The organism is Saccharopolyspora indica (assembly GCF_027853965.1).
Lineage (GTDB): Bacteria > Actinomycetota > Actinomycetes > Mycobacteriales > Pseudonocardiaceae > Saccharopolyspora > Saccharopolyspora indica.
The window spans coordinates 29695-52095 of sequence record NZ_JAQGLB010000018.1 but is presented as its reverse complement, the minus strand read 5'-3'; the positions used below and the strand labels follow the sequence as shown (position 1 = coordinate 52095).

14 protein-coding genes are annotated in these 22401 nt (G+C 72.3%); 11 read left to right on the top strand and 3 right to left on the bottom strand.

Annotated elements, in window-relative coordinates:
• Positions 1-70: 70 nt before the first annotated feature.
• The 11 genes from OU416_RS30300 (at position 71) to OU416_RS30250 (ending at position 18453) form a co-directional block, all read left to right on the top strand.
• Entirely contained in the window at positions 71-1849 is a 1779-nt protein-coding gene (locus OU416_RS30300) for an AMP-dependent synthetase/ligase (RefSeq protein WP_270930466.1), read from the top strand.
• Between the two features lie 249 nt (positions 1850-2098).
• A complete protein-coding gene (locus OU416_RS30295; RefSeq protein WP_270930465.1) occupies positions 2099-3340 on the top strand; it encodes an NAD(P)/FAD-dependent oxidoreductase in 1242 nt (413 codons plus the stop codon).
• 32 nt (positions 3341-3372) lie between these two features.
• Complete coding sequence (locus OU416_RS30290; protein ID WP_270930464.1) at positions 3373-3993, top strand: SGNH/GDSL hydrolase family protein; 621 nt, start codon at positions 3373-3375, stop codon at positions 3991-3993.
• Positions 3994-4104: 111 nt separating this feature from the next.
• Entirely contained in the window at positions 4105-7779 is a 3675-nt protein-coding gene (locus tag OU416_RS30285) for a beta-ketoacyl synthase N-terminal-like domain-containing protein (RefSeq protein ID WP_270930463.1), read from the top strand.
• 110 nt (positions 7780-7889) lie between these two features.
• A complete protein-coding gene (locus OU416_RS30280) occupies positions 7890-10205 on the top strand; it encodes an SDR family NAD(P)-dependent oxidoreductase (protein WP_270930462.1) in 2316 nt (771 codons plus the stop codon).
• Positions 10202-12256 carry a hotdog family protein gene (locus tag OU416_RS30275; protein WP_270930461.1) on the top strand — a complete coding sequence of 685 codons (2055 nt, stop codon included), beginning with the start codon at positions 10202-10204 and terminating at the stop codon, positions 12254-12256. The genes OU416_RS30280 and OU416_RS30275 overlap by 4 nt, the downstream gene beginning before the upstream one ends.
• Positions 12250-13827, top strand: a complete 1578-nt coding sequence (locus tag OU416_RS30270; RefSeq protein WP_270930460.1) for a PfaD family polyunsaturated fatty acid/polyketide biosynthesis protein — start codon at positions 12250-12252, stop codon at positions 13825-13827. Before OU416_RS30275 ends, OU416_RS30270 begins: the two co-directional genes overlap by 7 nt.
• Positions 13820-15559 carry an acetyl-CoA carboxylase, carboxyltransferase subunit beta gene (gene accD / locus OU416_RS30265; RefSeq protein WP_270930459.1) on the top strand — a complete coding sequence of 580 codons (1740 nt, stop codon included), beginning with the start codon at positions 13820-13822 and terminating at the stop codon, positions 15557-15559. Before OU416_RS30270 ends, accD begins: the two co-directional genes overlap by 8 nt.
• A complete protein-coding gene (locus OU416_RS30260; RefSeq protein ID WP_270930458.1) occupies positions 15556-16068 on the top strand; it encodes an acetyl-CoA carboxylase biotin carboxyl carrier protein in 513 nt (170 codons plus the stop codon). The genes accD and OU416_RS30260 overlap by 4 nt, the downstream gene beginning before the upstream one ends.
• Entirely contained in the window at positions 16065-17417 is a 1353-nt protein-coding gene (gene accC, locus OU416_RS30255; protein ID WP_270930457.1) for an acetyl-CoA carboxylase biotin carboxylase subunit, read from the top strand. Before OU416_RS30260 ends, accC begins: the two co-directional genes overlap by 4 nt.
• A gap of 70 nt (positions 17418-17487) precedes the next feature.
• Positions 17488-18453: a PDR/VanB family oxidoreductase gene (locus tag OU416_RS30250; protein ID WP_270930456.1), complete on the top strand. Its 966-nt coding sequence runs from the start codon at positions 17488-17490 to the stop codon at positions 18451-18453.
• 47 nt (positions 18454-18500) lie between these two features.
• Here the strand turns inward: OU416_RS30250 and OU416_RS30245 are convergent, their stop codons facing one another.
• Genes OU416_RS30245 through OU416_RS30235 form a run of 3 tightly spaced genes read right to left on the bottom strand, consistent with a single transcriptional unit; the run spans position 18501 to position 22401 of the window.
• Positions 18501-20270 (bottom strand): fatty acyl-AMP ligase, encoded by a 1770-nt coding sequence (locus OU416_RS30245; protein WP_270930455.1) that lies wholly within the window; start codon positions 20268-20270, stop codon positions 18501-18503.
• A complete protein-coding gene (locus OU416_RS30240) occupies positions 20267-21520 on the bottom strand; it encodes a cytochrome P450 (protein WP_270930454.1) in 1254 nt (417 codons plus the stop codon). Before OU416_RS30240 ends, OU416_RS30245 begins: the two co-directional genes overlap by 4 nt.
• Complete coding sequence (locus OU416_RS30235; RefSeq protein WP_270930453.1) at positions 21517-22401, bottom strand: SAM-dependent methyltransferase; 885 nt, start codon at positions 22399-22401, stop codon at positions 21517-21519. The genes OU416_RS30240 and OU416_RS30235 overlap by 4 nt, the downstream gene beginning before the upstream one ends.

The following is a 22401-nucleotide window of genomic DNA, read 5'->3' as shown; positions in this document are numbered from 1 at the left end:
AGGGCTGCAGCACAACGGCTTTATCACGCGCACGTGCGGTGTCCGACGAAGACGGTGAAGGTGATCAGTGGTGCGGGAAAGCAGCGGTGCCCGGGGCCTGGAACTGCCCGGTGATCAAGGGCTCTCCTACGTCGTGGCGGAAGGCGCCCGGCTGCGGCCGGACCTGCCTCTGCTCAGCAGGCAGGTGGACGGGCAGTGGCAGGACATCACCTGCCGCGAGTTCGCCGAGGACGTGCGGCGCGTGGGCCGCGGCCTGATCGGTGCTGGAGTGCGGCGCGGGGACCGGGTCGCGGTGCTGGGGAGCACCCGGTACGAGTGGGTCCTGGCGGACCTGGCCACGTTGAGCGTGGGTGCGATCACGGTGCCGATCTACCCCACGGCTTCCGCCGAGCAGGTCCGGCACATCGTCACCGACTCCGGTGCCGCGTGGTGCTTCGCCGAAACCGAGCAGCAGCAACGGGAACTGGCCGGCATCGGCGGAGGAGACCTGCGGGTGTGGGGCTTCGCCGAGCTCGACCGCTGGCGCGAAGAAGCGGTGACCACCGCTGACGGCGCGCTCTTCGAGGAACGGCGCGCGCAGGTGCGGGCGGACCACCTGGCGACCATCGTCTACACCAGCGGCACGACCGGCATGCCCAAGGGGTGCATGCTCACCCACCGCAACATGTTCGCCGCCTCCGCCGCCAGCGTGGAGCACCTCGGCCAGACGTGGCGGACCAGCGGCGGCGAGCAGGCCGCGACGCTGCTCGTGCTGCCGCTGTCGCACATCTTCGGCCGGACCATCCTGGTCGCCTGCCTCTACGCGGGAACGCGAACCGGTCTGCTGTCGGGGTTCCCGGAGCTGCTCGGCGCGTTCGGCACGTTCCGCCCCAGCCTGATGGGGCTCGTGCCCTACGCGCTGGAGAAGATCCGCAAGGCGGCCCGCGGGATGGGGCTGGATCCCACCGCGGAGCAGGTCGCGATCGCGGCCGGGCGGGCGCGCTTCGCCGGTGCGGAGATCCCCGCGGAGATCAGCGACGAGTTCGCCGAACTGGACGCCACGCTGTTCGCCGAGCTGCGCGAATCTCTCGGCGGGCGGTGGCGGCACGTGATCTCCGGAGGCGCTTCGCTGGACGAGACGACGGCGATGTTCTTCCGGGGGATCGGCGTGCACGTCCTGGGGGCGTACGGGCTGACCGAGGCGGCGACCGCGGTGACCATCAACCCGCTGGAGGACAACCGGCTCAACAGCGGTGGATTCCCGGTTCCCGGTGTTTCCGTCGCGCTGTCCGAAGAGGACGAAGTCCTGGTGCGCGGGCTGAACGTGACGCCCGGCTACTGGCCCGGTGCCGCTGAGGGCGACCCCACGGCGACCTACGCCCAGACCTCGGACTGGCTGCCCACCGGTGACCTCGGCCGCCTCGACGAGGACGGGTACCTCTACATCACCGGGCGCCGCAAGGAAATCCTGGTCACCAGCACGGGCAAGAACATCGCGCCCGCCCAGCTGGAGGACCGGGTCCGGCTGCACCCGCTGGTGAGCAACTGCATGGTCGTCGGTGACGACCGGCCGTTCGCCACCGCGCTGATCACCGTGGACCCGGTCGCGATCGCGGCGTGGGCCGGTGCGCGCGGGGTGGACCTGGAAACCCCGGGATGGGGCCGCGACGCGGGCCTGGTGGCGGAGCTGCGGTCGGCCGTGGAGGAGGCGAACGGGCTCGTCTCGCGGCCGGAGTCGATCCGCGAGTTCCGCGTGCTGGAGACCGATTTCGCGCTCGCCGCCGGTCAGCTGACCCCGTCGATGAAGCTGCGCCGCAAGGTGATCGAACGGGATCACGCCGAAGTGATCGACTCGATGTACGCGAAGTGATTCCGGATAGCCGTAAATTGGCCTGGTGGCACGAAGATGTGCGCACTCAGGTGAACGCGATGACAATTCCGCGGTAAATCGTCCGGGCGGGCAGGCCTTGATATCGGTCGCGCCGATTGCCCCGGGCTATCGCGCGATGCGCGCGGACCGCAGCTGTTGACCGGATTTGTGCCGAGGCAAGAGGATTCGAGTGCGGCTGCCGGAATGGGCCGCCGAGTTCCCCGCCCGGTTGATGACGGGAGTTCCCACATGTACGACGTTATCGTTGTTGGTGCGCGCTGCGCGGGATCCCCGCTGGCGATGCTGCTCGCCAGGAAGGGCCACCGGGTCCTGGTCGTGGACCGGGCCACCTTTCCCAGCGACACGATTTCGACCCACTACATCCAGCAGTCCGGGTTGTCCCTGCTGAAGAGCTGGGGCCTGCTCGACCGCCTGGTGGCCACCGGGGTGCCGCCGATCCGCCGGCTCAACTTCTCCTACGCCGGTATCGAGCTGGGCGGTTTCGCCGATCCCGTCGACGGGATCACCGAGGTCTACGCCCCGCGGCGCACGGTGCTGGACAAGATCCTCGTCGACGCCGCGCGCGAGGCCGGTGCCGAGGTGATCGAGGACTTCACCGTCGAGGAACTGGTCTTCGACGAGCACGGCCGCGCCACCGGAATCCGCGGCCGGTCCGGTGACGATTCGGGGCTGACGGAATTCCGCGGTTCGTTCGTGGTCGGTGCCGACGGCCGCAACTCCAAGGTCGCCGAACTCGTGAACGCGGACTTCTACGACGTCGTGCCCGCCGCCTGCTTCATCTACTACAGCTACTTCAGCGGCGTCGAGTGGGGCTTCTACCACCAGACCGACACCCAGCACCAGCAGATCGGCACCTGGCCCACCAACGACGGCATGGTGATGTGCGCGGTCATGCAGCGGCGGGACCGCTTCCGCGAGTTCCGCACCAACGCCGAGGAGAACTTCCACGCGGTCTACGACGCCATCGTCCCCGAACTCGGCCAGCGGCTCCGGGACAGCGGCAAGCGCGAGGAGCAGCTGCGCCCGATGCTGTACCCGGACAACTACCGGCGGCGTTCCAGCGGCCCCGGCTGGGCGCTGGTCGGTGACGCCGGTTACCACCGGGACCCGTTCACCGGCCTGGGCATCACCGACGCGATGAAGTACGGGCAGCTGCTCGCCGAGCGGCTGCACGAGGGCCTGTCCGGGCAGCGCCCGATCGACGAGGCGGTGGCCGAGTACGTCAAGCTCCGCGACGAGGACAGCCAGGGCTCCTACGCGATGACCTGCAGCATCTCCACGCTGGAGCTCACGCCGTACTTCGACGCGGTGTTCCGCGCGACCAGCATGAGCGAGGGCTTCAAGCGCCGGTTCTTCAACATGCTCGCCGGTGGCATCCACGGCGACGAGTTCTTCGCGGTGGACCAGCTGCAGAAGCTCTACGACGAGGTGGACTTCCCGGTGGAGAAGCGAATCCTGTCGCCCCGCTGAGGACTCGTGGCGAAGAGAGCGAAGGAGCACACATGCCGGCATTCCGAATGGCAGCGCTGGGGGACAGCTTCGTCGAGGGCCGCGGTGACCCCGACCTCGACGGCCCGTTCCACGGCTGGGTGCCCCGGCTGGCCGACCGGCTCGGCATCGCGCACCGGGGCGTGCTCAACCTCGGCAAGCACCAGGCCACCACCCAGGACGTCGTCGACGGGCAGCTGCCCGCCGTGCTGGCGAGCAAACCCCCGATGATCGGCGTGATCGTCGGGGTCAACGACCTCGTCAGCGACTACGACCCGGAGCGGTTCCGGCGCAACCTGGGCACCATCTACGCCAGCCTCCGCGGCGTGGACACCACGGTGTTCACCGCGGCCTACCCCGACATCCCGAAGAACCTGGCGGTTCCCGAGGTCTTCCGGAACCTGCTGCGGGAGCGGTTCACCGAGGCCAACTCCGTCCTGCGGGAGATCACCGCCGCGACCGGCACGCTCTGCCTGGACGTGACCGCGATCCCGGAGTGGTCCGAGGCGCGGATGTGGGCGCCGGACGGGCTGCACCCGAGCGTCGCAGGGCACCAGCTCTTCGCCGACCAGCTGACGGAGTTCGTCGCCGGCGCGACCGGTCTGGTGCCGCCCGCGCTGCTGGTGGGTGGCTGACCGATCCGCACTCCCGCGACCGAGCCGACGACGTCGTCGGTGGCCCGCACCCAGATCCCGCCCGGCGGCGGTGGCCGCCCACCGCACGGCACGACCTTGGAGAGGAAGAACGTGAGCGAGGGTACGAAACCGATGGATGGGGACCGGACCGGCCGCCGGCTGGCGGACAACCCCATCGCGATCGTCGGCATGGCGGGCCTGTTCCCGATGGCGCGCAACTACCGCGAGTTCTGGCAGAACGTCGTCGACGGCGCGGACTGCACCGAGGAGGTGCCGGAATCCCGCTGGCGCCTGGAGGACTACTACGACGCCGACCCGTCGGCACCGGACAAGACCTACTCGAACCGCGGCGGCTTCGTCCCGGACGTGGACTTCAGCCCGCTGGAGTGGGGCCTGCCGCCCAAGCAGCTCGACCTCACCAGCACGATGCAGCTGCTGAGCCTCGGCGTGGCCCGCGACGTCCTGCGGGACAGCGGCGCGGTGGGCGCGCAGTGGTACGACGCGGCCACCACCGGCTGCGTCCTGGGCACGACCGGCCCGGTGCCGCTGACGCACCCGCTGGCCGCCCGGCTGTCCACCCCCGTGCTCAAGGAGGTCGTGCGCAGCTGCGGGCTGACCACCGAGGACGCCGAGCAGATCGCGGCGAAGTACGCCGAGGCGTTCACGCCGTGGGAGGAGAGCACCTTCCCCGGGCTGCTCGCCAACGTCGTCGCCGGGCGCGTCGCGAACCGCCTCGGCCTGGGCGGCATGAACTCCACTGTGGACGCCGCGTGCGCCGCGTCGCTGTCGGCGATCCGGGTGGCCATCGCCGAGCTGGTCGACGGCCGCGCGGACATGATGATCACCGGCGGGGTGGACACCGAGAACTCGATCTTCGGGTTCATGTGCTTCAGCAAGACCCAGGCCCTCTCGCGCAGCAGCCGGATCAGCCCGTTCTCCGACGCCGCGGACGGGACGCTGCTCGGTGAGGGCGTGGGCATGCTCGCGCTGCGGCGGCTCTCCGACGCCGAGCGGGACGGGAACCGGGTCTACGCGGTGATCCGCGGCCTCGGCTCCTCCAGCGACGGCCGGTCGAACAGCATCTACGCCCCGCTGGCGAAGGGACAGCGGCTGGCGCTGGACCGCGCTTACGCCGACGCCGACTGCGCGCCGGACTCGGTCGAGCTCTTCGAGGCGCATGCCACCGGCACCCCGGTCGGCGACCGGACCGAGCTGACCGCGCTGGGCGGGCTGCTGCGCGAGTCCTCGGACGAGCCGCACTTCGCCGCGCTGGGCAGCGTCAAGTCCCAGATCGGCCACACCAAGGGCGCGGCGGGCACCGCGAGCCTGATGAAGCTCGCGATGAGCCTCTACACCAAGACCCTGCCGCCCACGATCAACGTCGAGCGCACCAACCCGGCGGTCGACTTCTCGGACGCCCCGTTCTACGTCAACGTCAAGACCCGCCCGTGGATCCGCGATCCGCACCGCCCGGTGCGCCGCGCGGCGGCCTCGGCGATGGGCTTCGGCGGCACCAACTTCCACTTCGTGCTGGAGGAGCACGAGCAGGACCGCGCTGGGATCGAGACCCTGCACCGCGCCGCGCGCGCCCACCTCTGGCACGCCGGGACCCCGCAGGAGCTGCTGGAGCTGCTCCGCTCGGACGTCGCTTCGCAGGACGGCGAGGACGTCCCGGCGGCTCACGCCCGGATCGGGTTCGTCGCCTCCGACGAGGCGACCGCGCAGGAGCTGCGGAAACTGGCCGCCGAACAGCTCGCGGGCGCGCTGGAGGCCGAGCACTGGACGCATCCGCGCGGCGTCTTCTACCGCCAGCGGGCGCTGCCGGACCTCAAGATCGGTGCCCTGTTCGCGGGCCAGGGCAGCCAGTACCTCGACATGGGCCTGGAAGCCGCGCTGAGCAACCCGGCGGTGGGCGCGGCCTTCGACGCCGCGAACGCCTCCTTCGACGGGGCGAGCACGCGGCTGGCACAAGTCGTCTACCCGCCCACGCTGCTGGACCCCGAGCTGCGGCAGGAGCAGGAAGCCGCGCTGCGCAAGACCGAGTACGCCCAGCCGGCGATCGGTGCGCTCTCGGTCGGCCAGTTCCGCCACCTGTCCTCGCTGGGCCTGGAGTGCGCCGGGTTCCTGGGGCACAGCTTCGGCGAGCTGACCGCGCTGTGGGCGTCGGGCGCGATCGCCGACGCCGACTTCTTCCGGCTCGCCAGGGCGCGCGGCGAGTCGATGGCCCCGCCCGCCGCCGACGCCGACTCCGGCGCGATGGCCGCGGTGCAGGCCGGCCGGGCGCAGGTCGGCGAACTGCTGGCGGACTTCCCGGGCGTCGTGGTGTGCAACATCAACGCGCCGGACCAGGTGGTCGTGGGCGGCCCCACTGCGCAGGTGGAGGCGTTCGTCGTCGCTTCCGCCAAGCAGGGGATGCCGTCCCGGCTGCTGTCGGTGGCCGCGGCCTTCCACACCTCGCACGTCGCGCACGCCGTCGAGAAGTTCCGGCCGGCCGTCGAATCCGTCCGGATCGGTGAGCCCGCCGCCCCGGTCTACGCCAACAGCCCGGGCGCGAAGTACGGCGCCGATGCCGACAGCAACGCCGCGACGCTGGTGCGGCAGCTGCTCGAACCCGTCGAGTTCGCCGAAGCCGTGCAGGCGATGCACGCCGACGGCTGCACGGTGTTCGTCGAGTTCGGGCCGAAGCAGGTGCTGACCCAGCTGGTGCAGCGCACGCTCGCCGACCAGCAGGTCATCGCGATCCCGACCGACGGCGGGCCGTTGGGCGACAGCGACGTCGCGCTGACGCAGGCAGCCGTGCGGCTGGCAGTGCTGGGCGCGCCGCTGAAGGGCATCAACGACCGGCTCGCCGCGGACTTCGACGAGGTCGAGCCGACCGGGATGACCGTGCCGATCTCCGCCGCCGAACACGTGCCCGCCGAGCGCCGCGCCGCCTACCAGGCCGGGTTGACCGATGGTTTCCGGGTTTCCGCGCTCGACCACGCCACCACCGACGACCAGCACGAAGTCCACGAGAGGGAGCAGATGAACGAGCAGGCGGCCTTCGCCCAGCCCCACCACGTCCCCGCCCGGCCGAGCCTCCCGGACGGTGACGGCGCGGTGCACCAGCACGTCGCGCTGCACACCCAGTACCTGGACGGGCAGCTCCAGATCGCCGAGGCCCTGACCGGCCTGCTGCGCGACCACCAGCAGTGGGACCGGCACGACTCGCGGCTGCCGGAGGTCGTGGAGAGCGTGAAGAACCAGAGCGTCGCGATCTCGCAGGCGCACGCCCGGGCCAACGAGGTGCTGGCCGAGCTCACCGTCCTCGAACTCGGCGGGCAGCGCCCGGAGAACCGGACGACGGTGTTCGCCGAGGCCACCACGGTGGAGGCCCCCGAGCAGCGGGCGCTGACCGCGCCGGAGCAGCTCCCGACTACGCCCGCACCGCAGCCGGTCGCCCCGGCTCCCGCGCCCGAACCCGTTGCGGTGCAGGAGGAACCGGTTGCGGAGAGCCCGGCTTCGGGCGGCGCCGACGCGGCGTCGGTGCGCACGGCACTGCTCGAAGTGGTGTCGGAGAAGACGGGCTACCCGGTGGAGATGGTGGACCCGGCGATGGACCTGGAGTCGGACCTGGGCGTGGACTCGATCAAGCGGGTGCAGATCCTCGGGGTCCTGCAGGAGCGGTTCCCCGAGCTGCCCGCGGTGGGCCCGGAGCAGCTGGGCGAGCTGCGCACGCTGGACCAGATCTCCGGCTTCCTGGTGGCCGACGCGGGTGATGCGGACCCAAAAGCGCAGGTCGGCTGAGTGACGGGGCCGCAGGCGACGGCCCGACTCCTCGGCACCAGGTCGAACTGGTCGCGCTGCCCGGCCGCGATCGTCTCGGCGATGCCTACGCCGCCGATCCGGTGGCCGTGGTGGCCGACCGCGGCGGTGCCGACGCCGATGCGGTCGTCGGCGGGCTCCGGGAGCACGGCTGGACGGTGCGCCGCGTGGACCTCAGCGGTTCCCCGGCCGTGTTCGACGGCGACACCGCGGACTTGGAAGAGCGTTTGGCGCAACACTTTCACGGCCGCGTGGACCTGTGCGTGAACCTGCTGGACGGCGGCACGTGGGACGCCGGCGTCCGGCAGGTCGCGGAGACCGTCCTGGTCGCCAAGCACGCGCACGCCGCGCTCACCGGCACCGCTGCCGCGGGGTCGCGGGCCGCCTTCGTCACGGTGACCCGGCTCGACGGCGGACTGGGCCTCCGCGGCGGCCGACCCGCCGAGGAAGCGCTGGCCGGTGGCGTCGGTGGCGTGGTCAAAACGCTGGCCTGCGAGGCACCCGGCGTGTTCTGCCGGGCGCTGGACATCGCCCCGGAGGTGGAACGCGACGAGTTCGTGGCCGAGCTGCTCGGGGAGATCGCCGACGCCGCGACCGACGCGGTCGAAGTCGGCATCGACGGGGCGGGAGCCCGGTGGACCGTCGTGCCCGGTGGATTCCGGTACGCCGTCGCGCAGCGCGACGAGATCGGCGGCGAGGTCACCGACCTCGGCGTCGGCACCGGTGACACCCTGGTCGTCACCGGAGGAGCCAGGGGAGTCACGGCGCTGTGCGTCCGAGCGCTGGCGCAGCGCACGGGGGCGTCGTTCGTCCTGCTGGGCCGCACGGAACTCGCCGACGAACCGGCCTGGGCCCGCGGCGTCGCCGACGACGGGCTCAAGGCCGCGGCGATCGAGGCCATCAAGGCCGCCGGTGAGCGCCCGACACCTCGCGAGGTCGAGCGGGGCTACCGGGACCAGATCGCTCAACGGGAGATCCGCGCGACGATCGAAGCCGTGGGCCAGGCAGGTGCGCAGGTGCGCTACCTCGCGGTCGACGTCACCGATCCCGAGGCCGTCCGCGCCGCGCTGGCTCCGCTGCGGAGCCAGATCACCGGCGTGGTGCACGGTGCCGGAGTGCTCGCCGACGCGCACCTGGCGGACAAGACCGGCGAGGAGATCCACCGCGTGTTCTCCACCAAGCTGACCGGTCTGCGCGCGGTCCTCGACGCGCTCGACGCCGATTCGCTGCACCACCTGGTGCTGTTCACCTCCGTCGCCGGGTTGCTCGGCAACGCGGGTCAGGCGGACTACGCGGCGGCGAACGAAGCGCTGTGCCGGTTCGCGGCGAGCTGGAAGCGGCAGCGGCCCGACTGCCACGTCACCGCGATCGACTGGGGTGCGTGGGACGGCGGGATGGTCACGCCGGAACTCCGCGACCTCTTCCACGCCCGCGGTGTGCGGTTGCTGCCGCCCGAGGCCGGAGCCCGGGCGTTCGTCGAGCAGTTCGGCGAGGAGCACGCCGACGACGTGTGCGTGCTGGTGGGCGAGCACAAGTCGCTCACGGCGGGCGAACCGGTCGCGGCGAGCTCGTTCACCGCGCACCGCGACATCGCCGCGCTGGCCGGTGATCCGGTGCTCGAAGCGCACGTCGTCGGTGCGCACGCGGTGCTGCCCGCCACGTTCGGCCTCGGCTGGATGGTCCACGTCGTGGAACGGGCCAACCCGGGGAGGCGGGTCGTCGAGGTCCGCGATTTCCAGGTGTACAAGGGAATCGTGTTCGACGGCACCCTGCCGGAAGGTCAGCAGGTCGTCGTGGAAGCGGTCGGCGGCGAGCTGGTGAAGGTGTCGGTGCGCACCGGCGCGGTGCTGCACTACGCCGCGACGCTCGTGCTGTCGGAGTCCCTTGTGGACGCTCCATCGACCGCCTCCTGGACGCTGGGCGGCGGACCGGAGGACGGGCTCGGCATCTACCGCGACGCGATCCTGTTCCACGGCCCGCAACTGCAGGGACTGCGGCGGGTTCTCGACCACTCCGACGAGCGCCTGGTGCTGGAGTGCCGGTTGCCCGCTACCGCGGTCGGTTCCGGCGCCTACCGGGGCGAGCTGCACGATCCGGTGCTCGCCGACCTGCTGCTGCAGGCCGCGTCGGTGCACGGCAACCGGCTGCTCGGGCAGGCGAGCCTGCCGCTGGGCGTCGGGCGGGCCGAGTGCTTCGTGCCGCTTCCCGGCGACGAACCGTTCGTGCTGGTCGTCGATGACGTGCGGCGGGCCGCGGCGGCCATCGCGGTCACCGTCACGGCGTGCGACCCGCGGGGACGTGTGCTGCAGCGGTGGCACGACGTCCAGCTGGTGGCGACGCCGGGAATGGCGGAGAAGTTCCGCGAGGGCACCCGGCGGTGGCTGGCACACCCGGAGGAGAAGCGATGAACGACGAACTGGGCTTCGAAGGCGAGCCGTTCGACCCCCTCGCCGAGGACGAGCCGCAGCGGACACCGGAACCGGCGACCGTCCGGCCCGCGGGAACCGGCACCGCTGTCGTGGCGCGGGAAGTGCGCAGCGCGGTCGCCACGGCGCACCGCAACGCGCTGAACGCGCAGGTGCTGTTGCAGGCCCGGACGCTGCGCCGGGCGGGCGTGGCCCTCGCGGCATCGCGGTTCGTCGACGCCGTCGACGGGCGAATCCGCCCGATCAGCGCCCTGTCGCCCGCCCCTGCCGTGCCGTTCGTGACCACCGAAGGCCGCTTCAAGCCGCTGGCCCGCACCGACAAGGCGGAACTCGGCCGCGACGACCTCCGTCGGCTGACCGGAGGGGACATCGCCGGAGTCTTCGGCCCGGCCTACTCCCAGCCCGGCTGCAACCCGTCGGTCAAGCTCGCGGCCGACGCGGCCCTGCTGCTGAGCGAAGTCACCCGGATCGAGCTGCGCGGCGGAAGCAGCGGACGCGGCCTGCTGGTCGCCTCCGCTGGCCCGCTCGACGGCACACCCGAGTCGCTGCTGGCCTCGGCGACTCAGGCGGCCGAGGTGCTCGCACTGCACCTGGGACTGCACCTCTGCCTCGCCGACGCGGTCTTCGCGCCCGGCGACGGCAGCGGCCGGGCGGCCCGCTGCGAGATCGACCTCGTCCGGCCCGGCCCGCTGGCCGCCGCGCAGATCCGGCTCGACGTCACCGACGTCGACCTGGTGCCCCGGCCGCACCTGCGCGCCGACGTGGAGTTCCGCTCCGGCGGTGCGGTGACCGGGCGGGTGGCCGGGCTCTCCCTGGCACTGGTGGAGAAACCCGGCGTCCCGGTCGGCCCGGCCCGCGGCGGCGTCCCCCCGGCGTTCCTCGGCCGGTACTCCGCGGCCGGTGAGCCGACGGTGCTCAGCGAGTTCCACATCGCGCACTTCGCCCGCGGCAGCCACGGAACCGCCTTCGGCCCGGAGTTCGAGCACTACTCCGACCGCCGGGCGACCCGGGTGCCCGACCGGGGGCTGACGCTGATGGACCGGCTGGTCACCCTCGACGGCGAGCGCGGCGCGCTCGACGGCGCGAAGTACGAGACCGAGTACGACTCGCCCGCCGATTCCTGGTACTACGCCGACACCGCCAACGCCTCCATGCCGAACATGATCTACATGGAGACCTCGCTGCAGTCGGCGCTGTCCATCGGCTACTTCCTCGGGCCGACGCTGGCCGATCCGGACGCGCCGGTCAGCCTGCGCAACCTCGGCGGCACCGCCACCGTGCTGCGCGAGGTGGACCTGCGGGACAAGACGATCCGCCAGCGCTCCGAGCTGCTGTCGACCACGCTCAACAACGGCGCGTCGCTGCAGAGCTTCACCTACACGATGCACGCCGACGGCGAGCCGTTCTACACCGGCGAGACCATGTTCGGCTACTTCAGCGAAGCGGCGATGGCCAACCAGACCGGTCTCGACGCGGGCCGCAGCGTGCCGACCTGGCTGGAGCAGCAGAACCCGCTCCCGGCGACCCGCACCATCGACGTGGCCGCCCGCCGCGCCGATCCGGCCGCCCCGCTGTGCGCCCGCGACCACCTCGCGCTGCTCGACGAGGTCCAGGTGGTCGACGGGGGTGGCGAGCACGGGAAAGGCTACCTCCGCGCGGTCCGCCGGATCGACCCGGCCGACTGGTTCTTCGCCCGGCACTTCCCCCGCGACCCGGTGATCCCCGGTTCGCTGGGCGTGGAGACGGTCATCCAGGCGATGCAGGAATGGGTGCTGGACGCGGGATGGGACGAGGGCATGACCGAACCGGGGTTCATCCTCCCGGTCGGCGCGCCCTTCACCTGGAAGTACCGCGGCCAGTTCCTGCCCACCGACGGTGCGGCGACCCTCGAAGTGCACATCAAGGACGTCCGGCGCGGGCCGGGCCGGGTGCGGGTGACCGGCGACGCCAGCGTGTGGAAGCCGGGCCTGCGGATCTACGAACTCACCGACATCGCGGTCGAACTGCGCGAGGAAGGAGCACAGCCATGGTGACGCCGACCGGCGCGGTAGCCCGCCTCGGGCGCGACGCGAGTTCGGTGCACGCGCATCTGTTGCGCCTGGACCAGCCGTTCTACCTGGTCAGGGACGCCCAGGGCAGTGCGGTCAGCGAGCAGCGGGTGCCGGGCGCGCAGGTGCTCGCGGCCGTGCCGCCGCTGCCGCCGTCGACGCTGGGGGACAAGCGGTTCCTCGCCGCCCACGGCGTCCGGCAGCCGTACATGGCCGGTTCGATGGCCAACGGGATCGCCTCGGCGGAGCTGGTGATCGCCCTGGCCGAGCAGGGCTTCCTGGCCTCCTACGGGGCGGCCGGAGTCGTCGCGCGGCGCGTCGACGAGGACCTGGCGCGGATCCGGGGCGGCCTGCGCGGTCTGCCCTTCGCGTGCAACCTCATCCACAGCCCGAACGAGCCCGCCATGGAGCGCTCCACCGTGGACCTCTGCCTCGAGCACGAGGTCCGCACCGTCGAAGCGTCGGCGTTCCTGGACCTGACGCCGCAGATCGTGCGGTACCGGCTGGCGGGCCTGACCCGCGGCGCCGACGGGACGGTCGTCGCGCACAACAAGGTCATCGCCAAGGTCTCCCGCACGGAGGTCGCCGAGAAGTTCCTGCGCCCCGCGCCGGAAGGGCTGGTGCGGGACCTGGTGGCCGCGGGCGAGATCAGCGCCGAGAAGGCCGAGTGGTCGCGCCAGGTCCCGATGGCCGACGACATCACCGCCGAGGCCGACTCCGGCGGGCACACCGACCGCAGGCCGCTGGTCGTGCTGCTGCCGGAGATCATCGCGGTGCGCGACCGCGTGCAGCGCGAACTCGGCTACCGCCAGCAGGTCCGGGTCGGGGCGGCCGGGGGCATCGGCACCCCGGAGGCCGCGGCCGCCGCGTTCGCCCTGGGTGCGGCCTACGTGGTGACCGGCTCGATCAACCAGGCCGCGGTGGAGGCCGGGCAGTCCTGGGAGACCAAGCGGCTGTTGGCCGGTGCGGACGTGACCGACTGCGACATGGCGCCCTCGGCCGACATGTTCGAGATGGGCGTGGAGGTGCAGGTCCTCAAGCGCGGCACCATGTTCGCGACCAAGGCCAAGCGCCTCTACGAGGTCTACCGGGCCCACGACGGGATCGACTCGATCGCCGCCGCGGAGCGCACCGGTCTGGAGGAGCGGATCTTCCAGCGACCGCTGGAGGAGGTGTGGCAGGACTGCGTGCGGTTCTTCCAGGAGCGCGATCCCGAGCAGATCGACCGGGCCGCGGACAACCCGAAGCGCCGGATGGCGCTGATCTTCCGCTGGTACCTGGGGCTGTCCTCGGGCTGGAGCATCTCCGGCACCGAGGGCAGGGTGGCCGACTACCAGGTCTGGTGCGGTCCCGCGATGGGCGCGTTCAACAACTGGGTCAGCGGGACCTACCTGGCCGCCGTCGAGAACCGCCACGCGGCGGAGCTGGCCGCGCACGTCATGCGCGGTGCCGCGTTCGCGAGCCGGGTGACCCAGCTGCGCCTCGCCGGGGCCCGGCTGCCCGCCGGCGCCTGCTCGTACGTGCCCGCACCGCAGACCGGGAGGGACCATGGGTGACGCGGTCGCAGTGGAGTCCGAAGTGGACACATCCTGGCTGGTGTGCCCGGGATGTTCGGCCATGGTCTACGGCAAGCGGTTCGCGCGCGCCCACCAGGTGTGCCCGGAGTGCGGCAGGCACGCGCCGCTGACCGCCCGGCAGCGGATCGACCTGCTGCTGGACGCGGACTCGGTGGAACTGCTGGACTTCTCGCCCGCCGACACCGATCCGCTCGACTTCACCGACACCAAGCCCTACGCCGAGCGCCTGCGGGAGGCCCGCGCGCGCACCGGTCTCGACGAGGCGATCCTGTGCGCCCGCGGCCGCGTCGACGGCAACCCGCTGATCACCGCGGTGATGGACTTCCGCTTCATGGGCGGAAGTCTGGGCTCGGCCGTCGGCGAAGCGGTGACCCGGGCCTGCGAGACCGCGCTGCGCGAGCGGACGCCGCTGCTGCTGGTGACGGCCTCCGGCGGGGCCCGGATGCAGGAGGGCGTCCTGTCGCTGATGCAGATGGCGAAGACCAGCGCGGCGCTGGGACAGCTCGACGAAGCGGGCATCCTCACCGTGTCGCTGATCACCGACCCGACCTTCGGCGGGGTGGCGGCGTCCTTCGCGACGCTGCCCGACGTCATCATCGCCGAGCCCGGCTCGCGCCTCGGCTTCGCCGGCCGGCGGGTGATCGAGCAGACCCTCCGGCAGCAGCTGCCCGCGGACTTCCAGACCGCGGAGTTCCTGTCGCAGCACGGCGTGATCGACATGATCCGCCCCCGCGACGAGCTCCGGCCGGCGCTGGCCAAGCTGCTGTCGGTCGCGAGCCGGCGGGCCGACGGCACCGGCCGCCCGCGGCGCGCCCCGGCCACGACGCTGGTCCGCGACCCGGGGCGGCTGCCGGAGAACGACGCGTGGGACAGCGTCCGCGCGGCCCGGCGGCTCGGCCGCCCCACCACCGCGGACTACGTCGCGGGGCTGGTGGAGGACTTCTCCGAGCTGCGCGGCGACCGGATGTCCTCGGACTGCCCCGCGATGCTGGCCGGCATCGGGCGGCTGGAGGGGACTCCGGTGGCGGTCATCGGCACGCAGAAGGGGCACACCGCCGAGGAGCTCGCCGCGAGCAACTACGGCATGCCCAGCCCGGCCGGGTACCGCAAGGCGGCCCGGGTGATGCGGCTGGCGGGCAAGCTCGGACTGCCCGTGATCACCCTGGTGGACACCGCCGGTGCCTTCCCGGGGGTCGAGGCCGAGGAGAACGCGCAGGCGTCGGCCATCGCCGAGAACCTGCGCCTGATGGCGAGCCTGCCGGTGCCGGTGATCAGCGTGATCACCGGGGAGGGCGGCAGCGGCGGGGCGCTGGCCCTGGCCGTCGCCGACCGCGTGCTCATGTGCGCCAACGCGGTGTACTCGGTGATCAGCGCCGAGGGCTGCGCGGCGATTCTCTGGAAGGACCCCGCCGCCGCGCCCGAAGCCGCCAACGCCCTGCGGGTGACCGCGCGCGAACTGCTGCGGCTCGGGGTGATCGACGGCGTCGTGCCCGAACCGGCGGGCGGCGCCGACACCGACCACCTGGCGACCACCGAAGCGCTGCGGGACGCACTGGTCGCCAACCTCGCCGAACTGGCCCCGCTGGACCAGATGAACCTCGTGACGCAACGGCACGCCCGGTTCCGGCAGTTCGGCGCGGACGAGCCGATGCCGTTCGCGCCCGGCGAAGCCGGTGCTCCCACCGACGACGAGAAGGAAAGTGCCTCATGAGCGTGACATCCGTCAACGGCAACCAGAACCGGATCAACGGGATCGCCGACCTCGACGAGGTCGCAGGCGTCCTCCGCCAGCACGTGCACGCGCTCGCCGAGCGCTCCTCGCGGGCACCCGCTTCGGTGCGGCTGTCCGCCCGGGGCGTCGAGCTGGAGATCAGCTGGCCGGACTCGGCGCAGCCCGCCGCCGGGCCGCCCGTGCCCGTCCCCGCCGTCGAGCTGCCGAGCACCACCGAGACCAGCGCTGCGAGCACGTTCCCGCTGTGCGCGGCCACCGTGGGCGTCTTCTACCGCGCACCCGAGCCGGGCGCGAAGCCCTTCGTCAGCGAGGGCGACACGATCCGCCCGGGCCAGCAGGTCGCGATCATCGAGGCGATGAAGCTGATGATCCCCGTCGAGGCCGACCGCGCGGGCACCGTGCTGGAGGTGCTGGTCGCCGACGGCGAGTCCGTCGAGCACGGGCAGCCGCTGCTGACCCTCGGCCCGGCCGAGGGAGCCGCGCGATGATCAGCAAGGTGCTCATCGCCAACCGGGGCGAGATCGCGCTCCGCATCGCCCGCACCTGCCGGGAGGCCGGTGTGGCCACCGTCGCGGCGCACTCGGCGGAGGACCGCGACTCGGCGGTCGTGCGCTTCGCCGACGAGAGCGTGCAGATCGGCCCCGGCCCGGCGAAGTCGAGCTACCTCAGCATCCCGGCGGTCGTCGAGGCCGCCCGGGCCCGCGGTGCCGACGCGATCCACCCCGGGTACGGGTTCCTGTCCGAGAACGCCGACTTCGCCGAGGTGTGCGAGGCCGAGGGGCTCACCTTCATCGGCCCGTCGGCGCGGGTGATGAACCTGCTGGGCGACAAGTCCAGCGCGCGGGCGATCATGCTCGACGCCGGGCTGCCGCTGCTGCCGGGCAGCCGCGACGCGCTGACCAGCGCGCAGGAGGCCAAGGAGCTCGCCGACGAGATCGGCTACCCGGTGATCATCAAGGCGGTGGCCGGCGGCGGCGGACGCGGGATGGCGGTCGTCCGCGACCCCGCCGATTTCGACCGCGCGTACGCCACGACCAGGGCCAACGCCCAGGCCGTGTTCCGGGACGGGCGGCTCTACGTCGAGCGCTACCTGGACAGCGCCCGGCACGTGGAGATCCAGGTGCTGGGCGACGGCCACGGCGACGTCGTGCACCTGGGCGCACGGGACTGCTCCCTGCAGCGGCGGCACCAGAAGCTCGTCGAGGAATCGCCCGCACCGCGTCTCGATCCGCGGATCGTCGCGGAGATGGGGGAGGCGGCGGTGCGCGGCGCACGCGCGGTGGGCTACACCGGCGCGGGCACCTTCGAGTTCCTCGTGGACGGGGCAGGACGGTTCTACTTCATGGAGGTCAACTGCCGGCTCCAGGTGGAGCACCCGGTGACCGAGATGGTCACCGGGATCGACCTGGTGCGCGAGCAGCTCCGGGTGGCCGCCGGGGAGCCGCTCGGGTTCACCCAGGACGAGGTGCGGCACCGGGGCGTGGCGATCGAGTGCCGGGTCAACGCCGAAGACCCGGCGCGCGACTTCGCCCCCACCCCCGGCACCCTCACCCGGTGCGTCCTGCCGGGCGGTGCGTTCGTGCGCGTCGACACCCACGTCGAGCACGGCTACCGGATCCCGGCGCTGTACGACTCGCTGCTGGCCAAGCTCATCGTGTGGGCTCCCGACCGCGACGCCGCGATCGCGAAGATGCGGCGCGTCCTGGCGGAGACGGAGATCCGCGGGGCGGGCGTGAGCACGACGGCGGAGTTCCTCGCCGGACTGCTCGACCACCCGCGCTTCCGCGCCGCCGAGCACGACACGGCGCTGATCGGCTCGCTCACCGTCCCCGCGTGACCGCCGTGGCACGGGCCCGGTCCCGTGCCACGGCCACCACCCTTCGTCGTGATCCTGGAGGACACCCACAGTGCCCGAGAAGCAAGCGGCCGCGCAGACCCTGCGGGTGCGCGTGGCCGAGACCGAACTCGAAGCCGAGGACACCAGGTCGTTCGTGCTCGTCGGGGAATCCGGCGCGGACCTGCCGGAGTGGACTCCCGGCGCGCACGTGGACCTGCACCTGCCCGGAGGCATGATCCGGCAGTACTCGCTGTGCGGTGATCCCGCCGAGCGCGGGCGGTGGCGGGTCGGCGTCCTGCGCGAACCCGGTGGCCGGGGCGGCTCGGCCCACCTGCACGACGAGGTCCGCGCCGGAGCCGTGCTGGAGGCTTCCGCACCGCGCAACAACTTCCCGCTCCGCAGCGCCGAGCGCTACGTGTTCGTCGCGGGCGGGATCGGCATCACCCCGCTGCTGCCGATGATCCGGCGAGCCGAGGACAGCGGAGCGCGGTGGCGGCTGCACTACGGCGGCCGAAACCGCTCCCGGATGGCCTTCCTCGGCGAGCTGGCGCGCTACGGGGACAAGGTGGTCCTGCACCCCGAGGACGAGTCGGGACTGCTGCCGCTGACCGAGATCGTGCGGTCCGCGGGCGACGACGCGCTGGTCTACTGCTGCGGTCCGGAGGCACTGCTGACGGCGATCGAGAACGCCTGGCGGGGAAGGGATTCCGACCGGTTGCGCGTCGAGCGCTTCCACCCCCGCGAGGTCGCCGGTGACCCGGCCGCGGATCAGCCGTTCGAGGTGCTGATCCAGAGCAGCGGCCGCAGCGTCCGGGTCGGTGCCGATCAGTCCGTTCTGGACGCTCTGGGCCGGGCCGGGCTGGACGTCCCGTCCTCGTGCCGCGAGGGCACCTGCGCGACGTGCGAGACGACCGTGCTCGGCGGCGAGGTCGACCACCGCGACTCGATCCTCTCCGACGAGGAGAAGGAATCCGGCAAGACCATGATGATCTGCGTGTCCCGCTCCCGGTCGAGCCGGCTCACCCTGGACCTGTGAAAGCGAGAATCCCCGCGGAGCAGGTTCTCCGCGGGGATTCTCGCTGCTCAGGCGACCGGCGCGGGCGCCCAGACGTCGTAACCGGATTCCAGGTAGCGCTGCTTCGCGGCGCTGCGCATGATCTTCCCGCTGCTGGTCTTCTGGAGCTGACCCGGCAGGACCAGCACCACCTCGCCGGGGGAGAGCTCGTGCTCCCGCACGATCGCCTGCCGGACCGAGGCGGCGACCTCCGCCGCGTCCTCGCCCAGCCGATCGCGCCGGACCTCCTGCACGACGACCAGCTTCTCGCCGCCGGAACCGGGAACCGCGAACGCCGCGCCCGCGGTGGGCTGCAACGCCGGATGCGCCGACTGCACCGTGTGCTCGATGTCGTGCGGGTAGTGGTTCCGGCCCCGGATGATGATCACGTCCTTCAGCCTGCCCACCACGTACAGCTCGTCGTCGATCAGCACGCCGAGGTCGCCGGAACGCAGGTAGCTGCCGCCGGTTTCGCCCGCGCACCGCGCCCGGAGGGTCGCCGCGCTCTGCTCGGGACGCCGCCAGTAGCCGGTGGCGACGTGGTCCCCGGCGATCCAGATCTCGCCGATCCGGCCCGGCGGGCAGGGCAGCGCGGTCTCCGGGTCCACGATCCGCAGCTCACCGCCCGGCACGGCCCGCCCGGACCCCACGAGCGGCTGGCCGCCGGCGGCCTCGACGACGCGCTGCCCTCCGAGCGCCTCGGCATCCACCTCCACGGTGCGCGGTCCCTCGCCCTTCGTGCTGCCGGAGGCCAGCAGGGTCGCCTCGGCCGCGCCGTAGCAGGTGTAGTGCGCATTCCCGCTGAACCCGAACGGGGCGAAGGTCTCGGTGAACCGGCGCAACGTCTCGTGCCGGATGGGCTCGGCGCCGTTGAAGGCGACCTGCCAGCAGCTCAGGTCCAGGTCCGGGACACCGCTCCTGGCGGCGTGCGCGACGCAGGCGTCGAAGGCGAAGTTCGGTCCGCCGCTGGTGTGCGCGCGGTACCGGGAGATCGCCGCCAGCCAGCTCAGCGGGCGCCGGATGAACGCCTCGGGTGCCATCAGGTGGCTGGTCACGCCGAGGTACATCGGCTGCAGGACGTTCCCGATCAGCCCCATGTCGTGGTACATCGGCGTCCAGCCGACGAACGTCGAGCGCTCGTCGTGGCCGAACGCGCGCCGGATCATCTCCTGGTTCGCCGAGAGGTTCCGGTGCGACACCATGACGCCCTTCGGGGCTGCGGTGGAACCCGAGGTGTACTGGAGGAACGCCAGCGAGTCCGGTGCGCAGGGCTCGGGCCGGAAATCGGTGTAGGCGCTGAGCTTCAGCTGGTCGAGGGGGAGCCAGGGCGCGGCCTCGCAGAGCGCCCCCAGCTCGGGCTCCACGGCTTCCATCATGGTGGTGACGGTGAGCACCGCGGCGGGCTCGCTGTCCCGGATGATGCTCCGCGTCGCCTCCTGCACCCGCCTCGCGCGCGGCGGGCTCACCGGCACCGCGACGACGTGCGCGTACAGGCAGGCGAAGTAGGCGACGATGAAGTCCAGCCCCGGCGGGAACAGCAGCAGCGCCCGGTCACCGGGCCGGCAGTGCCTGCGCAGCCGCCCGGCGACGCCGAGAGCCCGCTCGTGCAGGTCGCGATAGGTCAGGACCGACGTCTCCTGCCCGTGCTCGTCGAGGAACGCGTACGCCCGCCGGTCGGCTTCGAAGGCGGCGCGGTGCTGCAGGATCTCGGGAAGCGGTGGTGGTGTGTGCGGCACGTCTTCCTTCTCTCTCCCGGCGCGTCCTCCGCCGTCGTACTCGCCGGTGCGCGGCGTTCTCACCCGCGCACCGAGACCGGGAGCCGCTTCAGCCCCCGGACGATGAAGCTGTGGTCGTGCCATTCGAGCTCGGCCGCGTCCGGTTCCAGGAACTCCGGGCGCCGGTACAGGCACCCGAACGCGACTTCGGCCTGCAGTTCGGCCAGCAGCCCGCCCAGGCACCCGTGCATGCCGTGGCCGAAGGCCAGGTGGCCGCGCGCGTCGCGGGTGATGTCGAACTCCTCCGGCCGGTCGAAGCGCGCGGGATCGCGGTTCGCGGCACCGAGGCACAGCAGGACCTGGTCACCCGCGGGAACCCGCTCGCCGCCGATCTCGACGTCCCGCGTCGCCACGCGCTTGGTCTGCTGGAGCGGGCTGTCGTAGCGCAACGCCTCGGCGACGGCGTCCTGGGCGCGTTCCGGTTCGCGGCGCAGCAGAGCGTCCTGCTCCGGGTGCTGGAGCAGGGCCAGAAGCGCGTTGCCGATCAGGGATTTCGTGGTTTCGCTGCCCGCGACGAAGCACATCATGCAGGTGAAGACGACTTCCTCGTCGGCGAGCCGGTCGCCGCCGCCCGTCCGCACCGCCAGCAACTCGCTGATCAGGTCCTCGCCCGGCCTGCACCGCCGGTGGGCGACCACCGCCGCGAGCTCACCGGCGAAGGCCTCGACCACCTCGTGCACGCGCGCGAAGTCCGCGGCGGTCATCAGCCCCGGTTCGAGCAGGAACCGGATGTCGTGCGTCCACCGGCCGACCTGCCCGCGCAGGTGAGCGGGCAGCGCCATCCAGCCGGACAGGACCGCGTTCGGCAGCGGTGCGGCGAAGTCGGCGATGGCGTCCATGCCGCCGTCGTCCCACGCCTCGCGCACCAGCCGCTCCGCGGCGTCGGTGACCAGCGGGCGGAGCCCGGCGATCGCGGGCCCGGTGAACACCCGGTTCACCAGCCCGCGCAGCCGCGCGTGGTCGGGATTGTCGGTGAACACCAGGGACTTGCGGGCCAGCCGCCGGATCCGCGCCAGGTCGTGCCTGCCGAGGCGGCTCGCCTGCCGGTCGATCAGCTCCGGGATGAGCCCGGCGCTGAAGGTCCGGTCGCGCAGCACGGCCTGCACCTCGGCGTGGCGCGTCAGCACCCACATGCCCATCGTCCGGTGCACCGGTTGGGCCTCGCGGAGCCGCCGGTAGACGGGGTACGGATCGCGCCGGAACCCGGCGCTGAAGGGGTTGAACCGGACCGGCGGGGCAGTGGCCTCGCCGGTCCGGCCGGGTCGCGCCGTCACCGGGCCGACCGGAAGTAGCTCGTGCGGTAGGGCCGGAGCACGAGCCGCAGCAGGCAGATCTTGCCCATCCGGAAGCCGAGCGCGGACAGCTTCAGGTAGCGCTCGTAGCGGGCGGTGACCTCGGGCCCGACCAGCTCGACCGCTTCGGCGCGGCGCTGCCGGAGCCGGTGCGCCCACTGCTCGCACGTCCAGGCGTAGTCGAGCCTGCCGTTGCTCACCGACTGCACCTCGAAGACGCCGTCGGCGGCGGCGGTGATCTCGGCGAGCGTCGGCAGGTCCGCGTCCGGGAAGATCGACTGCTGGATGAACTCGCTGGCCTGGTCGCGGGACATGTTGGCGTAGGCGATGGTCTGCAGCGACAGCGCGCCGTCGTCGCTGAGCCAGTCCCGGCACCGCGTGAAGAACTCGCGGTACAGGCCGATCTTCTCGGCAGCGGACTCCTCCGGCGTGGCGAAGTGCTCGAAGGCCCCGATGGAGATGATCCCGTCGAATCGGGTGCCCGGTTCGAAGTGCGTCCAGTTCTGCGTGTGCACCTCGACACCAAGGTGGTGCTTGCTCCGGATGAAGGCGGCCTGCTCGTCGCTCAGGGTGAGGCCGACGGACCGCTGGACCCCGCGCGTCCCGGACAGCAGGCCGAGGACCGAACCCCAGCCGCAGCCGATGTCCAGGACGCTGGTGGCGTCGTCCGCGCGGATCGCGTCGAGGTGGTAGCGCAGCTTCTGCTGCTGTGCGACCTCCAGGGTGTCCTCCGGCGCGTGCCGCAGGGCGCACGAGTAGGTCAGCGAAGGATCCAGCCACAGGCCGAAGAAGTCGTTGCCCACGTCGTAGTGGTGCCGGATGGCGGCTGCCGCCTGGGTCGCGCGGACGTCCGGGGCCGCCAT